At 42.8% G+C, this 22,329-nt stretch carries 21 protein-coding genes, 4 tRNA genes and 1 pseudogene; 19 read left to right on the top strand and 7 right to left on the bottom strand.

Annotation, left to right across the window (positions count from 1 at the left end; all coding sequences use genetic code 11):
• The first annotated feature begins 17 nt into the window (after window positions 1-17).
• The 7 genes from ACE01T_RS05275 to ACE01T_RS05245 all read left to right on the top strand — a co-directional run bounded on the left by ACE01T_RS05275 (window position 18) and on the right by ACE01T_RS05245 (window position 3,871).
• Window positions 18-93: transfer RNA gene (locus tag ACE01T_RS05275), tRNA-Glu, on the top strand.
• A 329-nt stretch (window positions 94-422) separates the two neighbouring features.
• On the top strand, window positions 423-584 hold the full coding sequence (locus ACE01T_RS05270) for a hypothetical protein (protein WP_200224110.1): 162 nt from the start codon (window positions 423-425) through the stop codon (window positions 582-584).
• Between the two features lie 418 nt (window positions 585-1,002).
• Window positions 1,003-1,078 (top strand) — tRNA-Glu (locus ACE01T_RS05265).
• Window positions 1,079-1,188: 110 nt separating this feature from the next.
• On the top strand, window positions 1,189-2,607 hold the full coding sequence (locus ACE01T_RS05260; RefSeq protein WP_092819914.1) for an amino acid permease: 1,419 nt from the start codon (window positions 1,189-1,191) through the stop codon (window positions 2,605-2,607).
• An 81-nt stretch (window positions 2,608-2,688) separates the two neighbouring features.
• Complete coding sequence (locus ACE01T_RS05255; RefSeq protein WP_180042729.1) at window positions 2,689-3,582, top strand: alpha/beta fold hydrolase domain-containing protein; 894 nt, start codon at window positions 2,689-2,691, stop codon at window positions 3,580-3,582.
• Between the two features lie 127 nt (window positions 3,583-3,709).
• Window positions 3,710-3,785 (top strand) — tRNA-Glu (locus ACE01T_RS05250).
• 10 nt (window positions 3,786-3,795) lie between these two features.
• Window positions 3,796-3,871 (top strand) — tRNA-Glu (locus ACE01T_RS05245).
• A 75-nt stretch (window positions 3,872-3,946) separates the two neighbouring features.
• Here ACE01T_RS05245 and ACE01T_RS05240 read toward each other — a convergent pair.
• A pseudogene (locus tag ACE01T_RS05240) lies at window positions 3,947-4,102 on the bottom strand (helix-turn-helix domain-containing protein); the annotation flags it as partial.
• Between the two features lie 129 nt (window positions 4,103-4,231).
• Between ACE01T_RS05240 and ACE01T_RS05235 the strand changes: the two are divergent.
• The 12 genes from ACE01T_RS05235 to ACE01T_RS05180 all read left to right on the top strand — a co-directional run bounded on the left by ACE01T_RS05235 (window position 4,232) and on the right by ACE01T_RS05180 (window position 11,712).
• Window positions 4,232-4,453 carry a hypothetical protein gene (locus tag ACE01T_RS05235; RefSeq protein ID WP_395518864.1) on the top strand — a complete coding sequence of 74 codons (222 nt, stop codon included), beginning with the start codon at window positions 4,232-4,234 and terminating at the stop codon, window positions 4,451-4,453.
• Between the two features lie 10 nt (window positions 4,454-4,463).
• On the top strand, window positions 4,464-5,072 hold the full coding sequence (locus ACE01T_RS05230) for a hypothetical protein (protein ID WP_125272317.1): 609 nt from the start codon (window positions 4,464-4,466) through the stop codon (window positions 5,070-5,072).
• Window positions 5,073-5,075: 3 nt separating this feature from the next.
• A complete protein-coding gene (locus ACE01T_RS05225; RefSeq protein ID WP_395518863.1) occupies window positions 5,076-5,294 on the top strand; it encodes a hypothetical protein in 219 nt (72 codons plus the stop codon).
• A gap of 129 nt (window positions 5,295-5,423) precedes the next feature.
• Entirely contained in the window at window positions 5,424-6,698 is a 1,275-nt protein-coding gene (locus ACE01T_RS05220; protein ID WP_395518862.1) for a replication initiation factor domain-containing protein, read from the top strand.
• A 41-nt stretch (window positions 6,699-6,739) separates the two neighbouring features.
• Window positions 6,740-7,030 (top strand): hypothetical protein, encoded by a 291-nt coding sequence (locus tag ACE01T_RS05215; protein ID WP_395518861.1) that lies wholly within the window; start codon window positions 6,740-6,742, stop codon window positions 7,028-7,030.
• 11 nt (window positions 7,031-7,041) lie between these two features.
• A complete protein-coding gene (locus tag ACE01T_RS05210; protein WP_395518860.1) occupies window positions 7,042-7,239 on the top strand; it encodes a hypothetical protein in 198 nt (65 codons plus the stop codon).
• Window positions 7,240-7,253: 14 nt separating this feature from the next.
• Complete coding sequence (locus ACE01T_RS05205; RefSeq protein WP_395518859.1) at window positions 7,254-7,436, top strand: hypothetical protein; 183 nt, start codon at window positions 7,254-7,256, stop codon at window positions 7,434-7,436.
• A gap of 12 nt (window positions 7,437-7,448) precedes the next feature.
• Window positions 7,449-7,688, top strand: a complete 240-nt coding sequence (locus ACE01T_RS05200) for a hypothetical protein (protein WP_395518858.1) — start codon at window positions 7,449-7,451, stop codon at window positions 7,686-7,688.
• A gap of 118 nt (window positions 7,689-7,806) precedes the next feature.
• Window positions 7,807-8,919 (top strand): virulence factor TspB C-terminal domain-related protein, encoded by a 1,113-nt coding sequence (locus tag ACE01T_RS05195; protein ID WP_395518857.1) that lies wholly within the window; start codon window positions 7,807-7,809, stop codon window positions 8,917-8,919.
• Window positions 8,919-9,197: a DUF2523 domain-containing protein gene (locus ACE01T_RS05190; protein WP_395518856.1), complete on the top strand. Its 279-nt coding sequence runs from the start codon at window positions 8,919-8,921 to the stop codon at window positions 9,195-9,197. Before ACE01T_RS05195 ends, ACE01T_RS05190 begins: the two co-directional genes overlap by 1 nt.
• Window positions 9,198-9,309: 112 nt before the next feature.
• Window positions 9,310-10,506 carry a zonular occludens toxin domain-containing protein gene (locus tag ACE01T_RS05185; protein WP_395518855.1) on the top strand — a complete coding sequence of 399 codons (1,197 nt, stop codon included), beginning with the start codon at window positions 9,310-9,312 and terminating at the stop codon, window positions 10,504-10,506.
• 378 nt (window positions 10,507-10,884) lie between these two features.
• The gene (locus ACE01T_RS05180) at window positions 10,885-11,712 is read left to right on the top strand and encodes a tyrosine-type recombinase/integrase (RefSeq protein WP_395518854.1); all 828 of its coding nucleotides are present in this window, start codon (window positions 10,885-10,887) and stop codon (window positions 11,710-11,712) included.
• A gap of 307 nt (window positions 11,713-12,019) precedes the next feature.
• Here ACE01T_RS05180 and ACE01T_RS05175 read toward each other — a convergent pair whose 3' ends face one another.
• From ACE01T_RS05175 to ACE01T_RS05150, 6 genes are all read right to left on the bottom strand, one after another.
• On the bottom strand, window positions 12,020-13,264 hold the full coding sequence (locus tag ACE01T_RS05175; RefSeq protein ID WP_395518853.1) for an NADH:flavin oxidoreductase/NADH oxidase family protein: 1,245 nt from the start codon (window positions 13,262-13,264) through the stop codon (window positions 12,020-12,022).
• Window positions 13,265-13,363: 99 nt separating this feature from the next.
• On the bottom strand, window positions 13,364-14,953 hold the full coding sequence (locus tag ACE01T_RS05170; RefSeq protein ID WP_395518870.1) for an ABC transporter ATP-binding protein: 1,590 nt from the start codon (window positions 14,951-14,953) through the stop codon (window positions 13,364-13,366).
• Entirely contained in the window at window positions 14,928-15,941 is a 1,014-nt protein-coding gene (locus ACE01T_RS05165) for an ABC transporter permease (RefSeq protein WP_180042731.1), read from the bottom strand. The genes ACE01T_RS05170 and ACE01T_RS05165 overlap by 26 nt, the downstream gene beginning before the upstream one ends.
• Complete coding sequence (locus tag ACE01T_RS05160) at window positions 15,941-17,005, bottom strand: microcin C ABC transporter permease YejB (protein WP_180042732.1); 1,065 nt, start codon at window positions 17,003-17,005, stop codon at window positions 15,941-15,943. Before ACE01T_RS05160 ends, ACE01T_RS05165 begins: the two co-directional genes overlap by 1 nt.
• A 39-nt stretch (window positions 17,006-17,044) precedes the next feature.
• On the bottom strand, window positions 17,045-18,883 hold the full coding sequence (locus tag ACE01T_RS05155) for an extracellular solute-binding protein (protein ID WP_180042733.1): 1,839 nt from the start codon (window positions 18,881-18,883) through the stop codon (window positions 17,045-17,047).
• A 28-nt stretch (window positions 18,884-18,911) separates the two neighbouring features.
• Window positions 18,912-22,190 carry a lytic transglycosylase gene (locus ACE01T_RS05150; protein ID WP_200224102.1) on the bottom strand — a complete coding sequence of 1,093 codons (3,279 nt, stop codon included), beginning with the start codon at window positions 22,188-22,190 and terminating at the stop codon, window positions 18,912-18,914.
• Window positions 22,191-22,329 lie beyond the last annotated feature (139 nt).

The following is a 22,329-nucleotide window of genomic DNA, read 5'->3' as shown; positions in this document are numbered from 1 at the left end:
ACCGCCATCTTCTAAACGTCCCTATCGTCTAGAGGCCTAGGACATCGCCCTTTCACGGCGGTAACCGGGGTTCGAATCCCCGTAGGGACGCCATCTATTTTTCTTATTTATTCTTCAATTTTTCTATCCTATTTATTTAGCTATTCATTTATTTTTAGTTTTTTAATGCCCCCTCATTTTTATACATGAAAAGCATTTTGAGCTTCAAAGCCTCCATTCGTATATTGAAAAAACGAACCACCCAAAAACCACCATAAGCTCGAGTGAATCACCGAACATTATTTCTAAAATTACTCATCCTATCCTGAATATTCATTTTCAAAGCTTGATTTTTAAAGTTTAGCCTTAAGCGCTACAGCACCCTTTTTTTATCACCATTTGCATGCTAAGTTCACTCTATTGAAATCAATGACCCTGAAATCATGTTGAAAAAAGCTTTTATTGTTTTAATCATTCTTCTTCCCTCAGCTTTATATTTATATATCGTCAGCAAAGATAAATCTCCAGACAAAGATTCATCAATCACGCCAGCAGCAGCTCCAGCACAAGAGCAACCTCAAAAATATCAAACACCAGACCACTAATTTGTGGTCTTTTTAATTTAAAGCCACCCTCAACCCGTCTGAATTATCAAAAACTTTGATTTATTTAAAATTCACCTAACCTACAGTTAAAATAATACGTTCAATTTATTATTTATCTTATGCACTATTATCAGTCTTCGCAGTATTCGTCTACTGGAAAACCTAAGCCATCGCTAAACAGAGAGATCACAACGGACCATCTGTTTCAGTTATTCCTAGACGGTGCATTAATACAAGTTATATCGTGCTAAAAATTCATACTGTTTTAAAGTGACAGATCAAGTAGCGTTTTAAAAACGGCACTTTTATATTTTTTACTTGTCATTTTTTATGCAGTTAATTCAATATTTTAAAAATAACGCAATTACAGGTTTGACAGCTTTATTAAAAATCCATAATATACGCATCACCTCCTAACGACCCTATCGTCTAGAGGCCTAGGACATCGCCCTTTCACGGCGGTAACCGGGGTTCGAATCCCCGTAGGGTCGCCATATATCGTGCTATACGATCATTCAAGCTTCAACACCTATCATTATTACATTGCAGATTCGTAGTTTTTCACTACAATAGTTCGCTTCATTTTTCTTTTTCTTTTTCTCTTATGCAGTCATCTCATACTCCGAATGATGCTATGCATCAGGGCAATTCTGCGCCTTTAAAACGCGCTATGAGTACTCGACACCTGGTCATGATTTCGCTAGGCGGCGCAATCGGCACGGGGTTATTTTTAGGTTCGGGTGAAGTCATTGCACAAACGGGGCCTGTAGGTGCCATCATCTCCTATGTATTAGGCGGTTTAATCGCTTATGCAGTCATGCTTTGTCTGGGCGAACTTGCGGTGCACATGCCCGAATCAGGTTCTTTTGGTACCTATGCACGCAGATATATTGGTCCAGGTACCGGTTATATGATTACCTGGTTGTACTGGCTGACCTGGACTGCCACCCTGGGAACCGAATTTACCGCCGCAGCCTTGCTGATGCAGGAATGGTTTCCGCAAATTTCAGTCTGGATCTGGACCATCGTTTTTGCAGCCATTGTGTTTGGGCTCAATATGAGTTCAACCAAACTGTTTGCAGAATCTGAATTCTGGCTTTCCCTGGTCAAAGTCGTGACCGTGATTAGCTTTATTATTCTCGGCTTGTTGGCAATTTTTGGCGTGCTTTCGTTTCAGGGGAACACTTCTGCGCCTTTATTTAGCAACCTTACGGCTCAGGGCTGGTTTCCTCAAGGCTTATTTCCAATTTTCGCCACCATGCTGATTGTCAACTTCGCTTTCTCTGGCACCGAACTGATTGGCGTTGCCGCAGGTGAAACCCAGGACCCGGCTAAGAACGTACCCAAAGCGATTAATGCCGCAATCTGGCGACTGCTGATTTTCTTTGTCGGTACCATTGTGGTGATTAGCGCACTGTTGCCGCATCAGATGGCAGGCTTAGGTGCTGAAGGCGTCAGTAGCAGTCCGTTTGTCACAGTATTTACTTATATCGGTATTCCACACGCGGAAGATATCATCCGCTTTGTGATTATCACCGCGCTATTATCGGCAGCCAACTCGGGTTTATATGCCGCTTCCCGCATGATGTGGTCTTTATCTGACAAAAAACAGCTACCTGCCGTGTTCTCCAAAGTGAACCATCGTGGCATTCCTTTTGTGGCGATTATTGTCACCATGTTTGGTGCAATTCCGGGATTACTGTCAGAGCAGTTTGCACCGGAAACCATCTTCAAGAACCTGCTGGGTGTGGCTGCATTTACCATGGTGGTGGTCTGGATGAGCATTTGCTTAAGCCAGTTTAATTTCCGTCGCCAGTGGTATAAGGCCGGCCATAGCGTGGAAGAGCTGGGCTTTGCCGCACCGCTGTTCCCGATTGTACCGATTCTAGGTTTTGTGTTCTGTTTTATTACCTGTATCAGTATGGCAGCAGATCCGGAAATGCTGGCCGGCTTTATTGGCTGCCTGCTATTTATTGCGGGTTGTTATCTCAGTTATTATGTTTTCTATCGAAAGCAAAACTAACACAGAAAAGGAGTGGTCAAGTACCGCTCTTTTTTTTAAGCTCAATCAAGATAATCCCTTTGATAAAAGCTCTGACCATGTATGAAAATCATTTTTATTCACGGCATGAATCAACAAAATTATGATCAACCCTCATTAAAACAGCGTTGGCTATCTGCTTTTCAGACCGGTTTGCGTAATTCTCAGCAAAATATTGATCTTAATGCCCTGGAAATACGCTTCCCCTTTTATGGAGATTTGCTCAGCAAACATCATTTATATAACAACCTCGATCTGGAGACTTTTTTACCCAAGTCTATTCCGCATTTGCATCTTCCCTTTCATTTAAGGCATAACACTACCCTTGTCCCGGAACAGCATCCCTGTGCGAGTAGATTACCGAGTGTAAACGCCGAATGCGCCAAGTCATTCACACAGCGATTAGCCCTCATGAGCGCACTCACCAGAGATCATGCATTTAAGGAACTGGCACTATTTCTGAATCATTATCCCAAGCTGCATGAAACCTTTATCCATAAATTCCTGATTGAAACCTATTTATATTTATCTAACCCGGATTTCATGCATGAAGTCCATCACCGGATCATGTCTTATCTTCATCCCGAGCTAGATCATATTATGGTGGCGCATTCCCTCGGTTCGGTCATTACCTACAACCTGCTGCATCAATATCCGCATTTTAGAATACAGCGCTTTATTACCTTAGGCTCTCCCCTGGCTTTTAGAGTCATTCAGGAAAAACTCGTCACCCCTATTTCCAGACCACCCCAACTGCAGGGTGACTGGTTTAATTTTTATTCACCCGATGATTTTTTGACTGCTTTTCCTTTATCAGAAGCACCTTTCAATTTTCAGCCACCCATCATTAACCAGGCGATTACTACATCTTTTTATAATCCTCACAGTATTAGCGGTTACTTACAGCATCCAGCGGTGGTCAACAGCATCATTGGGGGTTTAAGCGCAGAAAAATAGTGATTTTCAAAACATATTTCATACATTTGTTTTATTTTTATTCAGTTGAGTCTATTTTTAAACATTATCCCAGAAAAAGGTTTGACAGGGTGTCCTATCCACCCTATTATACGCCCACCTCTGAAACGTCCCTATCGTCTAGAGGCCTAGGACATCGCCCTTTCACGGCGGTAACCGGGGTTCGAATCCCCGTAGGGACGCCAATACTTAGATGACCCTATCGTCTAGAGGCCTAGGACATCGCCCTTTCACGGCGGTAACCGGGGTTCGAATCCCCGTAGGGACGCCATTTCTTCCAGAGGTCGGCATTTTTGCTGTCGATCTCTTCCATAACATAAAATAATACTTGTACTGGCTCATATCCAATAAATTCAGCCATTTGCACTATCTGTGCAGGTGTCGGATTACGTACACCCGACTTCCATTCTGATATATATGATGGTGAAACACCCAGTTTTTTCGCTAAATTGTTATAGCTTCTAAACTTCACTTTGCACAATTCTATTAAGTCTTTGAGCATTTTTCGCCCCCTTGCATTTTTCGCAATTATCGAATACTTTTCATTTCGAGATTATAGAAGTTTTTTTTACACAAAAACTTCTCAAATGTCGAAGAGTTGTAAGGAAGAAATGTAAACAAGGGGCATGAGATGAATAGAGAAGAACTAGAAAAAATGTTTAAGGCTTTGGAAAAAAGCCCGACTGTCTCATTGTTGATGAAGCGTTCTGATCGTCTCTCCTGTTTCATCATTAAAAATACAAATGAAACAGATATTTATATGACTCCTCGCACTGACGTTTATTTGCGTCATGTTCTATTTGAGCATAAGCGAAACGTTATGCAATCTGTTCTTGATCGTTTAGCGGTTTGAGGGCTAAGTCATGAAAGTTTTAGTTGCATGTGAATATTCAGGACGTGTTCGCGAATCATTTGCAAAACTTGGTCATGATGTCCTGAGTTGTGATCTTCTTCCCACTGAAATAGATGGCAACCATTACCAAGGCGATGTGCGTGATCTCTTGTATCAAGATTGGGATTTAATGATTGCCTTTCCGCCTTGTACAAGACTTACAAATTCTGGTGTTCGTTGGCTTCATGTCCCACCCTCAGGAAAGACAAAACAACAAATGTGGGCTGATCTTGATAGCGCTGCTGATTTTTATAAGTTATTGCGTGATGCTCCAATTCCTAAGAAAGCCATTGAAAATCCAATTATGCATTGTTACGCAATTGAGCGTATTAATCCTGGCATTCGCCAAATAGTACAGCCTCACTGGTTCGGTGATGCTGCTTTCAAGGCTACTGGATTCGAGCTAATTGGATTACCTGAATTGATTCCAACAAACAAGTTGGTTCCACCAGAAAAGGGTGATCCTGAATATAAGTCTTGGTCAAAAGTTCATCTCGCTTCTCCTGGCATTGATCGTTGGAAAGATCGTTCTCGTACATTTCCAGGCATTGCGTTAGCAATGGCTGAACAGTGGGGCTAAGTTATGACTGAACAAGAAATCAAATGCTACGAGCAAATAGCCAGTTTCCTATACAACAAGGGGAAATGCTACATCATGGATGGCAACTCATGCGATGACATCTTGGCAGTCTTGTGCACCATTGAAGAAATTGTTCTACAAGAATTAGAAACAACATCAATTACAGCTTTTATTGATGATCTTGATGATCACAATAAAGAATGTCAGCAATACGGGGGCTGAACCATGTCAACAAATAGCATTCACAGCAACCACGGATTACCGACACTTAACACGGCATTTCCACTATTTAAGAACACGAATCAACCTTTATCCACATTCCCACTGTGGGGAAAGCTATTTGATGAGGTGATGCCTAACCCCCTTAGTAATACGGGGGAAAAGTTAGCGATAGCAAACCAACTCCTAAGCCAGATCAGAAAGTCCCAAATCGAAAACATCGTTTCCGAAACAATAGAGGGCGAAGATGGGGACGAGGACCAAAAGCAAAATCTAACGGCTCAATTCAATGCAGAAATAAAACAGGTTCTAAACGTACTCCATGATGGCTATAGAGACTATCCCCTGCTCGATACGGTCATGGTGATTAATGAAAAAGGTGAAGCGGTTCATCAACTTATACGTCGCCCTGCATCTGGACAAATAGCGGTTACTGACTGGATTAATTTTTCAATCCATAAAACCACATTTGACAACGTAAAGCGGGAAAAACTCAAGGTTTACAACACAATAGAAAACCAATGCGGTTTTCCAATAGATACCTTGTTTACCAATTCAGACTATGCCTACGCTATGGGCAAAGTCCTAAAAGATATTTTCGGCTTTGGCATAGAGTCAAAAATGCCTAAAGGCATTAACTACTATGAAGAAACCTACAAACTGGAAAATGGCTGCGGACATATCTGTGTAGGCGGTCAAAATGACACAATCCTAGTCATGATCAATGGCTTGGGCTGTACTTTAGGCAATTACGGCTGGGAAGATGATCTACATGCTTGGCTAAGATTATTTGCTCACCGCCCTAAAATCACACGTATAGACTTGGCCCATGATGACTTTGAATCTGACAACATCTCAATCCATTGGGCTAAAGAACAATTCGATTTAGGCGGTTATAAATCAGGTGGTCGCCCACCTAAATTTAACATTATTGGTGATTACTGGACGCCTGACGGTTCAGGATCAACTGCCTACGTGGGCACACGTAAATCTTCAAAATACGCACGTATCTATGAAAAGGGTAAACAACTCGGACAAACAGATTCGAAATGGATGCGTGCTGAGGTCGAATATAAAGCCAAGAATTGCTACATCCCACTCGATGCCATGCTCAATGCTTCCCAGCACTTTGTAGCTGCCTATCCCTGCTTTCATGCCCTTGATTATTCACAGCAACCTGTGAAGCTGGAAGTCATTAAAAAGACAGCAAAAATTGTTTGGGATAAAGCGATAAGCATTACACAACATCAATTCGGCAAATACATTGCAGCAATACGTGATTTTTATCAAGACGACAGCATTGTTTTGGACATTTTGACTCATGAAGTTGATGAATATCCAAAACGGCTCGAACCGTTTTATCTGGATTACTCGAATTCAATGCCCCCCTCTGCTATGCCTGCTTAGGGACAAGGTTCTATTACTTAGGCTATTTAAGGAAAACTAAAATGAGATTTACTAATGAATGTGTGATCACTGGCGTTAAAGCTTTCAATAGCACTATTGATGGTACTAACCACAATTTTACAAAAATTTCAGTGATGACTGATTTTGCTGAAGGTGTCGGCTTTGGTGCCGAAACGGTTCAATACAAATGGGGTTCTTCTGACAACTGTAAAAAGCTTCAGGATTTGGATTTTCCAATTAAGGCCAAAATTGAATTTGAAGTTGTTACGACAGGTTCACGCCTAACACAAGTTGTTCACAATGTTACGCCTTTAGCTCCTGCATCTAAATAAGGACATTACCAATGGCGGATCCTGAACTAGAAAAAGTGTTATATGCAGCTTGGGCTAAAGGGTTCGCATTTGGCAAATACACACAGGACATTCCACTGTCACCAGAGATTATTGCGTTGCTCGAAAACTCGAATGAGTTCATGCGTGAATACATGACTGAGTACAAACGTGCGGTGACTGTTGGGATGTTGCAGACCTTACGGTCTTAAATAGGATTTAAAAAATGTCATACGAGTGCAAATCCTTAACACCACCAACGGCAGGTACTGCACAAGTTTGTACGGAATGGCAGGAAGCTAGCTTTCTGCCTGAATTAACTGGAGCTGATCGTGATGTGATCCTCCAGTGGGCTATAGGGATTTTCGCGCTGGTCTTTGTAGTAAAAAAAATAATGCGCTTTTTTTAATGGAGAAATGTCATGAAAAAGACAACTCAAAACCGCTTAGCGGTAATCAACCGTAAAAACATTGCAACCTATGGTTTAGGTGCTGTTGCTTCAACTGCTCTTATCTCTAGCAATGCCAATGCTCTTGATGTGTCAACCGCTTTAGCTGGTGCAGATGCAGAAGCAAACATTGAAACTGGAGCTTTATGGGCTTTAGGCATCGTTGTAGTAATTTACGGTGCAAAAAAAGTTATCGGCTTCTTCGGTCGTTAATTTTTGGAGCCAAGAAAATGACAGAATCTGATCTTAACTGGATTATCTTAGCTGTTCTTTTCTTGGCTTTTTATCGTCTCTTGAAATAAGAAATTAAATATTTGGGGGTTTTATCAAAGTGTTTAAATATTTAATTTTTTTTATTCTAATTTTTCCTATTTACACTAATGCAGCCATGTTTTGGTCTAATCCTTATTCTTCTTCCTTAGCTTCAACAGCAGAGCATGCGTGTCGATACGGTACAGCTTCACTAGGCAAGTATTTTGTAGATGTTGAGGTTAATGGTCCTGCTACTGCTGCTGTTTGTTATTATTCTTCTTCACCTGATTCACCTTATCTTTCTTCATTTAGTGTTACGCTTGTTGAACAATCTTGTCCCTCCGCTACACAAAAAGATTTAAAAGTTCCCGTTAATTCTAAATCTTATGTTTGTGTTCAAGGTTGTCAATATCGTTTGCGTGCTTGTGTTGATGTTGATATGGAACCTGGCATGACTTGCACCGCTATTTCAACTGGACTAGATTGTGGTACAACACCACCACCTAAAACACCTGACCCTAATAATCCAACACCTGATCCTGCAACTCCTGATCCTGCTGATCCTAATGGTCCACCAACCCAAAATACAGCTAACAGTGAAAGTACTAGTACATCTACAAGTACTAGCACTTCTACCAGTTCAACTGAAAATAACACCAATATTACTAATACAACGACGAATACAACCACTAATACAACAACTAATACCATTATTAATTTAGATAGATTGGAAAACGTCATTAAAAATATGACTTCTGTTTTATCAAATAAATTGGATGCCATTTTAGGCAAGATTGATCAGGACGGAGGTTCTGAGGGTGGGACTGTCGATGGCACAGACTTAACAGAAACCAATGCCAAACTTGATGAAAATAATTCTTTGCTTTCCGATATAAAAGACTGGCTCACTGGTGGCGAGGATGGTTCTAACGGTACTGGCGGTGATAATCCATTTGGAAATGATGCTGTACCTGAAAAGGCTCTAACTCCACAAGATTTAAATACAAACATCTTCGGCGGTTCTGCTGCTTGTCCTGCGGATCGCACTCTTTCATTCCAATTGTTTACTGGAAAAACTTTTTCCAAGTCTTTCAGCTTCGCTATGTGGTGCGACAAATTAGCGATTTTCGGTACTTTAATTCTTATAGCTTCGTACTTGTACGGTGCTTACATTATCACGAGTAAATCATAATGCCACAGTTACTTATAACGATTCTTGCTGCATTTGCTTCGTCATTGGTTGCCAAGCTCCTTTTAGGTGCTGGCTTAGCTTTTATTTCTTATACCTTTATTAATGATCTAGTGATGCAAGCTCAAAATGCAATGCTCGGACTATATAACAATGTACCAGCGGATATTATGGGCATTATGGGCATTTTAAAAATCCCACAAGCTTTGTCTGTGATCATGTCTGCAATCGGTACAGCTGCATTCATTAAGTCATCAAAACTGGCTTTAGGCAAAGCATAACTAAGGGAGGAGGAGGAGTTACGACGACGACGACCGCAAGTTGTGCGAATCCTAAGCTAATATGCAAACACTTATTTCCGCACCACCAAGAACAGGCAAAAGCTTATATTGCATGTCTTTAATAGACCAATTATCCCGAAAGCATCCAAACAGGCGCATATATACCAACATCATCGGCATGAATTACCCAGGTGTGCTTCCTATTCATTCAACAGTTGAAAATCCTTTCGACTGGCGCGATCTGCCCGATGGTTCTATTGTCTTCTATGATGAAGCACATGAACATCCTGCTTTCTCTGCAAAAGATTTGCTACCCCCAGCACGAACTGACGCAGAAAAAAAACGAAAAGAACAAATCTTAGATATTGGATACTCGCTAACGCTACATGGACACTTTGGCTTTGATATTTATCTAATTACTCAAAACCCAAAACTTTTAAATGAGCATGTGCGTGCTGCCTGTTCTGTGCATTATGTTATGCGTCGATTATGGGGCTTAGATGTTGCTATGATTTATGAATTTGCAGAGGTACAGACTTATTTTGCAAATGCTACAAGAAAACAGGCTCTATCTGTAAAGCGTTTTCGCTACCCAAAAAACCTATATAAATATTATGTATCGTCAAACGTTCATAACATACAAAAACGTGTACCGCTTTTATACATGCTATTTTTTGCAATACCTATCCTAATTTTTGCCTTTGGATTCTCTAAAGCTTCTGAAACTGGTTTTTTTGGTTTATTTCTTAAAGATCAAACAGTACAAGAAAAGCCAATAGAACAACCTGAATATGTAATGTTAAAAGCAAAACAGGGCCAAACAACTGAACAGGTTTTAGCTGAATATAAAGAAAACTTCAATCCTGATATTGAATGTAGAAAGGCAATCAACATTAACTTGCCCGAATGTGTTTCTTGGTTTGACCAACTCACCAAACAACAAGCTTCTGTTTTACCAGACGGCCAAGTTTTTCAGGCTGTTGTCTATGATCCTAATAAGCCCTACGACTTCGAATATAAACCACAAATACAACCGCAAGACTTCCCAAGAATGTCTGGCGTTATGACGCTTTCAAACGGTCGGCTCATGGCTATAGATCAGCAGGGCAATTATATGTCTAATGTATCCCAAGATGATTGCAGAAAATGGCTGTTAGGTTACCGTCCTTTCAATTATGCCAAAGCATCACAACAACAAGGAATTAATAATGCTCAAGTCAATAATTCGCTCAATAATCAGAACAATAATCAACAAAATACTGAACAGATGGCTAAGATAGAAGAAGCCCGAGAAGATGGCTTAATATGAACAGTTATTCCTAGTTCTTTCTATTTTTTCGAATCACAAGCGACAAGTAATGTCGTTACATGATCAAAAATACATCATAAGCAAAACATGTGCCAGCAGTGTTTTGTCAAGTTTTTTATGATGAATGGTTTTTTTGCATCAAAATACTCGGTTCGGAAAATCTCTGATTTTCCATATATTCGCTAACAAAGCGAATATATCGATATGTCATAGAGTGCGCCCCTGTTCTCTCGCATGTCACCCCGCGTCTGCGGGGCTAGAGTGGGCAGTCTTGCCCACGAATCAAAGTATCCGCCTATTCCCCTCCCTGATTACCTACTCTCCTCTGTTCTATGAGAGATTAACCGAGCGAAGCGACTTTTTACTATGGGTTAAAAAATGAATGTAAAAGAAATACTAGACTTCTATTCTAAGAACGGTTTATTTCAATCAAAACATAGCTATGAAGACAAAATAAAATATATCGAATGGTTTTATCAATATGATGAAATCACGATAGATGTCCTGACGGACTATTGCATTTATAGACAGCTTTCGGGTGTGAAAAACAGTACGATCAATCGAGAAATGAACGTCATTAAGTCTGCATTTAACTACTATTTGAAATACAACCAGTCAGCGAATTTTAAGAATGTATTTAATCGCTTTAAACTATTTGAAGATGACTTTATTCCGCGTTATTTAACTGCTGTCGAATGTCACCAGTTACTAACTGCAACATTAAAACATAATAATCAAATGCTACATGATTTTGTTGTTCTGGCTTTAAATACAGGTTGCCGTGCTTCTGAATTAACAACACTCACCTGGAACAACGTATTTCTGCATGATCGCTATTTTATTGTTCGCAATTCACTTAGCAAAAATAAGAAAACAGTCTATAAGCCATTAAATACAGTTTCTATTGCTGCTTTATATAGATTGAAACAACATAAACATTATGTTTTTTATAACAAAAATACAGATACACATATAAAGAGTTTTAGGAGAGGATTTGAGATTGCAGTAAAAAGGTCTGAGTTAGGTGCTGTTAGGATTCACGATCTGCGACATACATTTGCTAGCTTTCTCGTGAAACAAGGCGTTCCCCTCTATCATGTCTCAACGCTGTTGGGTCATTCGGATATTCGAATAACACAAAGATACTCACATTTAGCGCCTGAAAATTTACACCACGTTTTAAAATTCCTACCCACGTTAACATAACTTTACAAAAAACATGCTTAAAAAAACGCCAGTGGAACGTCGCCCTTTCACGGCGGTAACCGGGGTTCGAATCCCCGTAGGGTCGCCATATTCGAGAGAGTAATATCTCAGCAAAAAGCCTGATCGTCATGAATCAGGCTTTTTTGTTTTTAAATGGATTGAATTTCAATATTGCTTGATCTTTGCTGTACATCTAAAGAAATTATAAAAATAGAGCAGACCTGCCTTTCAATGTACACGGAAAAAAAGAACGATGGTCTGCTGTTGCTGTGCAGTTTCAGTCTTACTGGTCTAAAGCATGGTAGCCTTAAGCACTACGACGTGAATTAATCTGCCCTTTAATAATGGCGGTAATATTGTTTTTGGCATATTTCAAAAAAACTTTCAGCGGTGACAGTTTCGGATTGGGACATTTACCTTGGGCAATATCCTTAAACTGTGCGGCATACCAGATAATTTCCATAATCGCCATTTTATCGACTATAGGAATGCCGGTTTTGATTTTATCCACCGCATAACGTACATCCTGCCCTGCAATCAGTCGATCGGTTAAATCGGTTTCCACTGCCAATGGGCGGGCAATACCAATAAAATCACAGGCCCTACTATCCAGTGCCGCATTCATACCCGCTACGGTACGAAAACCGCCAGTCACCATTAAATGGCATTTCACTTCTTTGCGAATTTTCTCGGCAAAATCGAGGAAATAGGCTTCGCGGGCAATACTGCTGGCTTTGCGCTTGTCTTCTTTCGCGCCCGCCATAGCCGGAGCTTCATAAGTTCCACCAGAAATCTCGATCAGATCGATTCCAGCAGCATCTATGGCTTTAAAGACCGCAACCACTTCATCTTCGGTAATGCCGCCACGCTGGAAATCAGCCGAGTTCAGTTTCACGGAAATGATAAATTGATCCGAGGTTGCAGCACGGACAGCCTTATAAATTTCCAACAGGAAGCGCATCCGGTTTTCAATCGAACCACCCCATTGATCCTGACGCTTGTTGGTCAATGGCGATAAAAACTGGCTGATCAGATAACCATGCGCACCATGCAACTGTATGCCTTCAAAGCCAGCTTTTTCGCAGATTTGTGCAGAAATGGCAAAACGCTGGATAATATCGATAATCTCATCTTCACGTAATTCACGTGGTGTGCCAAAGGTAGTTGCCAGTGCAGGAGAAAAAGGCACAGCCGAAGGTGCTACAGTTTCCCTGTTTAGACCTTTAGGACACTGGCGGCCGGGATGGGATAATTGCACCAGTTGCACCATGCCATATTTCTTGCCGAGCGCTGCCCATTGCTGTAGCTTGGCCAAATCACGTTCCGATTCAATCACTACCACGCCCGGTTCATTTTTGGCACGGAAATCTACCATCACATTTCCTGTAATGGCACAGCCCAAGCCACCTTTGGCCCAGGTTTCATAAAGATTAAAATGCAACTGGCTCGGCTGACCAGCATCATTTGCCAGAGCCTCACTCATTGCAGCTTTGATTATTCTGTTTTTAAAAGTGATATTTCGAATGGTAATGGCTTCAGCAAGGTGGCTCATCTCTCAATCCTGACTTATTTGTATTTATATAGAGTGAAACTCTAACCTGAATATACAATTCGTCAATAGGCTATTTGACAATATGACTTGTCAGTAGTTTTAAACATACTGACTTGCTTCGATTAATTGACGGGTATATTCAGTTTGCGGATTTAAAAACAACTGTTCAGTGTCTTGAAATTCCATCACCTGTGCACGGCGTAACACCAGCACTTTCTGACACAGGGCTTTAACCACTTGCAGGTCATGGCTGATAAACAGATAACTGATCTGATGTTCCTGCTGCAAGCGTCTGAGCAATTTCACGATGGCGCGTTGTGTGGTACGGTCCAGCGCCGAGGTCGGTTCATCCAGTATCAGCAGTTTAGGATTCAACACCAAAGCGCGTGCCAAGGCGACACGCTGACGTTGTCCACCTGACAGCTCATGTGGATAACGAGTTCTAAAGCTGATCGGCAATTCTACTTTTTCCAGTGCTTCATCAATCCGCTGAGATATGTCTGTAGCAGAAAGTTTTTTTAAGCCCAAGCCTTCACCAATGGTTTGCTCGACATTCAAACGCGGATTCAAACTGCTAAACGGGTCTTGAAACACCATCTGAAATTCGGCACGTAAAGGCCGTAACTGTTTTTCATTGCATTGGTTTAAATCGGTACCGAGCAGCACAATTTCACCGTCACTTTTGATCAAACGGCTAATAGCCAAAGCCAGTGAACTTTTACCTGAACCGCTTTCACCGACAATACCAATCGATTCACCTTGGGCTAATTGTAAGTCCAAAGGCTCGACCGCAATAAAATAGTCTTTGACCCAGTTGAGTAATCCCTGCTTGATCGGGAACTTCACCGCAACCTGCTTTAAGGTCAATAAATTTTCAGCTTCTGGAATGTGTAGCGCCTCACCAAAATCATGATTCAGTAAATCTCGGGTATAGGCCTGTTTCGGATATTGAAATATTTCCGCTACGCTGCCCTGTTCTTCTACTACACCTTTGTTCATTACAATGACCTGATCGGCATAGCGACGTACCAGATTAAGATCATGGCTGATCAGAATCATCGCCATATTTCGGCTTTGCTGCAAAGATTTAAGCAGTTTTAAAATCTGTGCTTGCAAGGTAACATCCAGTGCTGTGGTCGGCTCATCGGCAATCAGAATGTCCGGATCTAAGGCCAGTGCCATGGCAATCATCACGCGCTGCCGCTGTCCGCCAGAAAGCTCATGCGGATAACGGCGCAATTTCTCTTCAGGGTCGGGAATGCCGACATCTTTTAATAATTCAATAATTCGTGCTTTGGCCTTTTGTTTGGACCAGCCTTGCAGCAATAAGGTTTCACCAATAATTTTTTCCACCCTGTGCAAGGGATTTAAAGCCGTCATCGGTTCCTGAAAAATCATGGCAATTTTCTGGCCACGAATTTGTCGTAACTGTTCAGTTTTCAGTGCCAGTAGATTTTGCTGTCCCAATAAGGCCTGACCTTGAATCTTCAAAGTACTGGGTAACAGTCCGAGTAAAGCCAAACTGCTAATCGACTTACCCGAACCACTTTCACCGACCAGTGCAACGGTTTCACCGGCATGCAACTGAAAATTCAGGTCAGCTACCAGCACATGCTCTGCTTGCCGGATATTTAAATGCTGCACGCTTAACAAGGCTTGCGGATTATTGGCGTCTTGGATCGAATGCATCACGTGTCGCCTCCCCAATATAAATCAGTAAAGATAGGACAATGGCCAGAGTAAAGAAGCCGGATAGTGCCAGCCATGGTGAATTCAGGTTGGATTTACCCTGCAACAACAGCTCGCCTAAAGAGGCTGCATCCGGTGGTAAACCGTAGCCTAAAAAGTCCAATGCCGTCAGTGCAGTGATGTTGGCTGTGAGCATAAAAGGGAGCTGTGACAGGCTGGAACTCATGGCATTGGGCAAGATGTGGCGCAGCATAATGGTTCGGTCTGTGACGCCCAGACTACGTGCGGCACGGACGTAGTCCAGATGACGCGCCTTTAAAAATTCCGCACGTACCAGACCGACCAAAGTGGTCCAGCCAAATAACAGCATGATCAGAAACAGCCAGTAGACGTTTGGAGTAAACATGCTGACCAGAATCATCACCATGAATAGCATCGGCAAACCGCCCCATACCTCCAGGATACGCTGTCCCAATAAATCGACCCAGCCACCGTAATAGCCCTGAATCGCACCTACAGCAATACCTAAAAGCGCTGATGCAATTGTGAGTGCAAAACCAAATAGCAGTGAAACCCTCAAACCATATAGAATACGGGCCAATACATCACGTCCCTGATCATCGGTACCTAACCAGTTTTGCGAGGTCGGTGCAGATGGCACCGGTACTGCCAGTTCCAAATTGGGTGTTTGATAGGAATATTGAATCAGTGGCCAGATCGCCCAGCCTTTTTCATCAATCAATTGCTGCACGACCGGGTCTTTATAATCAGCTTCAGTTTCAAACACCCCGCCAAAAGTCGTTTCCGGATAAGACTTGAACACCGGCACATACAGTGAATGTTTATAGCTTACCAACAGCGGTTTATCGTTGGCGATCAATTCAGAAGCCAGCGACAACACAAAAATCACGGCAAAAAGGATTAAGCAGCCAAAACCGAGTTTATTTTCCTGAAAGCGTTTCAGGCGTGCTTGCATTAACGGGGACATTATTCAGCACCTCGCGAATCAAAATTAATCCGCGGGTCAATCACCTGATACAGCACATCACTGATTAATCGCAGAATCAGACCCAGCAAGGTAAATAAGAACAGGGTTCCGAAAATAACCGGATAATCACGCTGCTGGATGGCTTCAAAGCCCAGCAGCCCCAAACCATCCAGATTGAAGATAATTTCAATAAACAGGTTGCCAACAAAGAAAATCCCGATCAGCGCTTCAGGCAAACCGGCAATCACTATAAGCATGGCATTACGAAAAACATGACCATAGAGTACCCGTGATTCTGTCAGGCCTTTAGAGCGCGCTGCCAGTACATACTGCTTGTTTAATTCTTCCATAAAGGAATATTTGGTCAGATAGGTCAACCCAGCAAAACCGCCAATCACCATCGCCAGTAAAGGCAAGGTCATATGCCAGAAATAGTCTTTGATTTTGCCCAGCCAGCTTAGACTGTGAAAATTTTCCGATACCAAACCTTGCAGCGGGAACCACTGAAAATAGGAACCACCGGCAAAGAACACAATCAGTAACACCGCAAATACAAAGGCAGGCACGGCATAACCAATCGCCAGTAACAGCGAAGTAGATTTATCAAACAGCATGCCATGCTGACGGGCTTTTTTAATGCCTAAGGGAATAGACACCAGATAAATCAGCAAAGTGCTCCATAAACCCAAAGACAGGGACACAGGCATTTTTTCCCACAACAATTGCGTCACCGGCTTGTCTTTAAAAAAACTGCTGCCGAAATCGAAGCTGGCATAACTTTTCAGCATGTCCCAGAAGCGGATGTGCGCAGGCTGATCAAAGCCGTATTGGGCTTTAATCTTTTCCACCATTTCTGCACTTAAACCTTTTGCTCCCTGATAATTATTTTTTGCAGCAGCAGTTTCGCCACCCGTTGCACCCAGGCCCTGAAAAGCTTCTGCCTGTTGAATGGCTTGCTCAACCGGTCCACCCGGCGCAATCTGGATCACCACAAAGTTAATCAACAAAATGAAAAACAGCGTTGGAATAATCAGCAGCAGTCTTTTTAATATATATATGCCCATCGAAACAGTGTTCCCTGTGCCTGCGTTATGACTTATTGTTTATTTTTGACCTAAATACCGGGTCACTTTTTGCGCTTGCCCGGCATCACTCCACCAGTAGTCAATGCCCGATGACAACTTCGGTTTCACTTTCGGTTGATGATACATGTTCCAGTAAGCAAACCAGTTTTCACCCTTGCCATAGGTCGGAATTTGATAATAACCGGCACGCAATAAACGATCCAGCACCCGGGTTTTCAGCACCAGTTGCTCACGACTCGGTGCATGAATAACCTGCTGTACAATCGCATCAATCACAGGATTTTTAATACCGGCATAGTTGTAGTTTCCCGGCTGATCTGCCGATGCACTGCCCCAGAACTGTGCCTGCTCATTGCCCGGATTGAGCGACTGCGGCATCACGTTGGTGGTCATGTCAAAATCCTTGGTCCGCATGCGCTCGATATACTGCGGCACATCGACATGGCGGATCGCCACTTCCACACCCAAACGTTTCATATTGCGAATAAAGGGCATCAGGGTACGCTGCAAACCATCCTGATGGATTAAAAATTCAATCCGGATCGGCTTGCCTTGGGTATCCAGCAAACGGCCATTTTTAAAGGTATAGCCGGCTTTGATGAGCAACTGGCGTGCAGTCAGCAGATTATTGCGATTAAATCCGCTGGCATCCGACACCGGATATTTCCAATTTTGCAGCACTCCCTGCCGCTGAATCGGATTCAGTCGGGCTAGATAGGGTTTTAAAATGGCCAGCTCTGCAGGACTGGGCGTGCCTTTGGCTTCCAATTCACTGTTGGCAAAATAGCTTTGTAAGCGTCGATACTGTCCGTAAAACAGCGCCTTGTTTTGCCATTCAAAATCATAAGCATAGGTGATGGCTTGGCGAAACCGGATGTCTTGAAAAGGCGCACGACGGGTATTAAAGACAAAACTTTGTGTTGGAATCGGGTTCTGGTGCTGGAACCGGTATTTCACCACCATGCCTGCTTGGACGGCGGGAAAATGATATTCAGTCACCCATTTACGTGCGGTAAATTCTTCATGCAGGGTATATTGGCCCGACTTAAAGCCTTCAAAGGCAATATCCAGATTGCGGTAATAGACATATTTCAGGCGATCAAAGTTATATCGTCCTTTATTAACCGCTAAGTCTTTACCCCAATAGTTTGGATTGCGTTTATAGCTAATACTGCGTCCTGCATCTATGCGATCAATCAAGTATGGACCTGATCCCAAAATCGGTTGCATGGTGACCCGAGTGAAATCCTTCTTCTGCCAATCGCGTTTTGAATAAATTGGCATTTGCGCCAGAATCAGCGGCATCTCTGCATTATTGGCAGACTTAAAACTCATCTTGACTGCATATTTAGACAATACTTCGGTTTTATCCAGATCGGCCAGATACATTTGCAGTCCCGGATTGGACTTGGTTTGATACGTATCAAAAGTGAATTTGATGTCTTCGGCAGTCACTGCACTGCCATCGCTAAAACGTGCTTTGGGATTGAGATGGAAAATGACAAATTGGGTCTGCTTGGGATCATAAGTCACTTTCTCCGCTAGCAAAGGATACATCACCCCCGGCTCATCCAGCGAATTCGACATCAGCGAATCAAACAGGTATTCCACCCCATCGGTTGAGCTGCCTTTGCCATTCATACTGTTTAAATTGTCAAAAGTCCCATTACTGGCAGTACTTAAATAGCCACCTTTAGGCGCCTGGGGATTGGCATAGGGCATGACCGACAAGCCAGCATATTTCGGCTGGCTATGAATGGCAATATAGGGCTTAGTCTGCACGGCAGCCCATAGCCCTTGTGTCAAAAGACTAAGCCCCCATGCAAAACCCCAATATTTCGCCCTGGCAAATGACATCTAAACTGACTCCCTGTCTTTGCATTTATTATAAGTTTGGAACTTTAATCACATCACCAATGCGCAATTGTTTATTGGGTTGCATATCATTCATTTCTGCAAGTTTGGAACTTTCCAGACCATAACGGCTGGCCAGCCCAATCAGGGTATCGCCACGTTTGACTTTATATTCAACCACAGTTTTAGGAATAACAATCTGCTGCCCCACACGTAAACCGGCACGAACATTCAAATCATTCATCGCCGCCAATTCAGCAACCGATACCCCTGTCCGGTTGGCAATGGCATTTAAAGACTCGCCCGCTTTCACGGTATAAGCATCGGTATTTTTAGATGATTTCACTGCTTTTGCGATAGGCTCATCCACTTTAGCATCCAGTTTTGGCAGATCCCCGTCAATTTTTAAACGTTGCCCAATACGGACCGTATAATTGCGGGTTAAGCCATTCAATGCAGCTAAATAATCCAGCTGTAAATGATATTTTTTCGCAATATTGCTTAATGTCTCGCCAGATTTAACTACATGGCTATCACTCTTTTCAAAGCTGACTTTTTCAATTTTCGCTTCTACTTTGTTAGATGCTGCGACAGGTTCTTCACCCGTCAGTTTCAAACGCTGTCCTACACGTAAACCCGTATTGCGGTTAATACCGTTGATATTGGCAATATAATCCATGCCTAAATTGTATTTGGCAGAAATGGCCGACAGACTATCCCCGGATTGCACGGTATAACTCTCCGGAACAGTTGAACTTACAGGAATCTTCAAAGTTTGACCTACCCGAACGCCACTGTTGTTGGATAATTTATTCAGCTGTGCCAGTTCGGTTAAGGAAATTTTCGATTTGGCTGCAATACTCGACAGGGTATCGCCACGTTGCACCTGATAATTTTCCGTTTTATAGGATGGCTCAATAACTACCGGATCTATTTTAACCGGACTCACTTTTTCTTCCGGCTTGCTGTTTACTTCATGCAGTGGCACATTAATTTTTTGTCCCACCATTAAACTGCTGCCTGCAGTTAATCCGCTGGTTAAATCGGCCAACTCCTGATTGGATAATGCATAACGGTCAGCAATCAGTTTGAGATATTCACCACGTTTGACCACATAAGATTTGGTTTTCACTTTAGCAGCGGATTTTGAATTATTGTTCTTAGTTTCAACAATATCGGAATGACTTTGAGCAGTTTCTTTTAACGATAATTTTTGCCCGACACGTAAACCGCTGCTGACCGATAAATTGTTGAAATCTGCCAGCTGCTTCACCGACAAGCCAAACTGGCTGGCCACTCCGGTCAGACTGTCATTGGCCTGAACTACATAGGTTTCAGGCTGTGCTTTAGACTTGGCCGATGATGAAGTTTCGGTATTTTTTTCACTATTTTGTGGTTTGGCATCATATAAATAAATACTGGTTCCCACGTACAGCGGAGAGTTTGGATCAATCTGGTTCCATTTGGCTACATCACGCCAGTTCAGGCCATTTTTCATGGCAATAACGGCTAAAGTATCGCCCTGTTGAACGGTATAGGTACTGCGTTTTCCTTTCGGTGCAACCACTACAATTTCAGTATCTGTCTTAACGTAATTTTTGCCCTGGTTACGTTTGGCTTCATCTGAATCAGGCTTGGTACTTTCCGCCACACCTTTTGGATAAGCAAAACCTTTGGTTAACTCCTTACCTTGCTGTTCAGCGACCGACAAACTGGTTTGAATGGCCGTTAACTTGATTTTGCCGTCAAACGGATCGACTATTTCGGTGCCTTGCGGTGCAATCGCTTTAATTTCTGCTACGACTTTTTCCTGTTCAGCTTTACTGGCTACCGGTTGCAGTACCTGTTCTAGCGTTTTATTTTCACCTTCTGCTTTCACTGCCGCCATAATCTGCTCACGCTCAGCAGCAGACAATGGAGGTTCTACCGTCACAGGCTTGACATTCGCCACCTGACTCACCGCAACAGGAATACGTGGTGCACTTGGAATATCGCTATTTGCAGCAAAAGATGCCAAGGCATCAGGGCCTTGAGGCGTAGCCATACGTTTGCTACTTGAAGGCTTTGTTACTGCCACAGGATTTGCCGCATTCACTGGGGTAGCAGTGGCTGGCTGAGAACTTTTAGGCGTGTTTGTAGCTAATACCGGTGGTGCTGTTTTGGCCGGATTAATCACTTGCATATTTAACTCAGGCGGATTGCTTCTTTCCGGAGTAAAGGGTTTTGCCGTGCTTGCCCATAGCGCACCTGAACTCGGTGAGAGTTTCTTGAGCCTTGCATCAATAGCAGGGCTTAAATCCGCAGGAATAATGATCTTCATCGGGCTTTGCTCATCAACCCAGTCCCCACGATGTCCTGGATTTAACTGGTACAGCTCGGCACGGCTTAAACCGGTAATGGAGGCGACTTCATTTAAGTTTACCGGCCCGACCGATACCTCCCTAAAGTGAGGACGGTTGGCAATCGGTGGTAAAGACACCCCATAGGCCCCCGGATTTTTAATAATTTGCGCTACGGCCAGGAAGCGTGGCACATAGTTCATGGTTTCCTGAGGCAGTTTCAGTGACCAGTAATCTGTAGGCAAGCCGGCTGCCTTATTGCGGTTAATCGCCTGCTGGATCCGTCCCGGACCCGCATTATAAGCCGCCAAAGCCAGTTCCCATGAACCAAACTGGTTATATAGTCCACCTAAAAACTCATAAGCTGCACGGGTCGATTCCACCACATCACGACGGCCATCATACAGACTGGTCTGTCTTAAACCATAAATCCGTCCGGTACTTGGGATAAATTGCCACATCCCGGCAGCGGCTGCACTACTGGTCGCTGCAGGGTCATAGGAACTTTCAATAATCGGCAATAAAGCCAGTTCTGTTGGCAAACCACGGCGTTCCGCTTCTTTCACCGTATGATAAAGATAACGTGAAGCACGGGCACTTAAACGGTCCAGATAAGGTTGTCGGGAAATGAACCAGCCGCGCTGTGCTTCAATACGGGAGTCCCAATGGCTCTGATCCATCTTGAAACCGACGGTCATACGCTTCCAGACATCACCATGTTTCAAGATCAGCAGGCGATCGCCTTCTACTGCGCTCATGTCTGTTGCAGACAATAAATCTTCCAATGAATCCAAGCTGTCGGCATCCAGGTATCCGGATGAACCCACCATTTTCGATTTTGAGCCATGTGTCACACTTTGGCTTGAAGAACAGCCTGACAGTCCCAATGCAGCTAAAGCTGAACCCAGTACTGTTATTTTTAAAAAATTGGGTAATGTAGGCTGCCACAAAATCGCGGTTGGTTTATACATAAAAAAATCCAAACAACTCGTATAAAATTTATTTTTTAGATCTGCCATTGTAGTGAAGCATGAGGGAGACACAAGGGATTAATTTAGCGCGATTTCACTATAAATGTTACAAGAATTTAAAAAATAACCGTGTAATACA

Source organism: Acinetobacter uliginosus, assembly GCF_044130295.1.
Lineage (GTDB): Bacteria > Pseudomonadota > Gammaproteobacteria > Pseudomonadales > Moraxellaceae > Acinetobacter.
Note: the sequence above shows the minus strand (reverse complement) of the source record. Positions and strands in the feature narration are given on the sequence as shown.

Coding starts and splice junctions, on each gene's coding strand:
- ACE01T_RS05270 (WP_200224110.1), top strand. CDS start 423: ATGTTGAAAAAAGCTTTTATTGTTTTAATCATTCTTCTTCCCTCAGCT.
- ACE01T_RS05260 (WP_092819914.1), top strand. CDS start 1,189: ATGCAGTCATCTCATACTCCGAATGATGCTATGCATCAGGGCAATTCT.
- ACE01T_RS05255 (WP_180042729.1), top strand. CDS start 2,689: ATGAAAATCATTTTTATTCACGGCATGAATCAACAAAATTATGATCAA.
- ACE01T_RS05235 (WP_395518864.1), top strand. CDS start 4,232: ATGAATAGAGAAGAACTAGAAAAAATGTTTAAGGCTTTGGAAAAAAGC.
- ACE01T_RS05230 (WP_125272317.1), top strand. CDS start 4,464: ATGAAAGTTTTAGTTGCATGTGAATATTCAGGACGTGTTCGCGAATCA.
- ACE01T_RS05225 (WP_395518863.1), top strand. CDS start 5,076: ATGACTGAACAAGAAATCAAATGCTACGAGCAAATAGCCAGTTTCCTA.
- ACE01T_RS05220 (WP_395518862.1), top strand. CDS start 5,424: ATGCCTAACCCCCTTAGTAATACGGGGGAAAAGTTAGCGATAGCAAAC.
- ACE01T_RS05215 (WP_395518861.1), top strand. CDS start 6,740: ATGAGATTTACTAATGAATGTGTGATCACTGGCGTTAAAGCTTTCAAT.
- ACE01T_RS05210 (WP_395518860.1), top strand. CDS start 7,042: ATGGCGGATCCTGAACTAGAAAAAGTGTTATATGCAGCTTGGGCTAAA.
- ACE01T_RS05205 (WP_395518859.1), top strand. CDS start 7,254: ATGTCATACGAGTGCAAATCCTTAACACCACCAACGGCAGGTACTGCA.
- ACE01T_RS05200 (WP_395518858.1), top strand. CDS start 7,449: ATGAAAAAGACAACTCAAAACCGCTTAGCGGTAATCAACCGTAAAAAC.
- ACE01T_RS05190 (WP_395518856.1), top strand. CDS start 8,919: ATGCCACAGTTACTTATAACGATTCTTGCTGCATTTGCTTCGTCATTG.
- ACE01T_RS05185 (WP_395518855.1), top strand. CDS start 9,310: ATGTCTTTAATAGACCAATTATCCCGAAAGCATCCAAACAGGCGCATA.
- ACE01T_RS05180 (WP_395518854.1), top strand. CDS start 10,885: ATGAATGTAAAAGAAATACTAGACTTCTATTCTAAGAACGGTTTATTT.
- ACE01T_RS05175 (WP_395518853.1), bottom strand. CDS start 13,264: ATGAGCCACCTTGCTGAAGCCATTACCATTCGAAATATCACTTTTAAA.
- ACE01T_RS05170 (WP_395518870.1), bottom strand. CDS start 14,953: ATGCATTCGATCCAAGACGCCAATAATCCGCAAGCCTTGTTAAGCGTG.
- ACE01T_RS05165 (WP_180042731.1), bottom strand. CDS start 15,941: ATGTCCCCGTTAATGCAAGCACGCCTGAAACGCTTTCAGGAAAATAAA.
- ACE01T_RS05160 (WP_180042732.1), bottom strand. CDS start 17,005: ATGGGCATATATATATTAAAAAGACTGCTGCTGATTATTCCAACGCTG.
- ACE01T_RS05155 (WP_180042733.1), bottom strand. CDS start 18,883: ATGTCATTTGCCAGGGCGAAATATTGGGGTTTTGCATGGGGGCTTAGT.
- ACE01T_RS05150 (WP_200224102.1), bottom strand. CDS start 22,190: ATGTATAAACCAACCGCGATTTTGTGGCAGCCTACATTACCCAATTTT.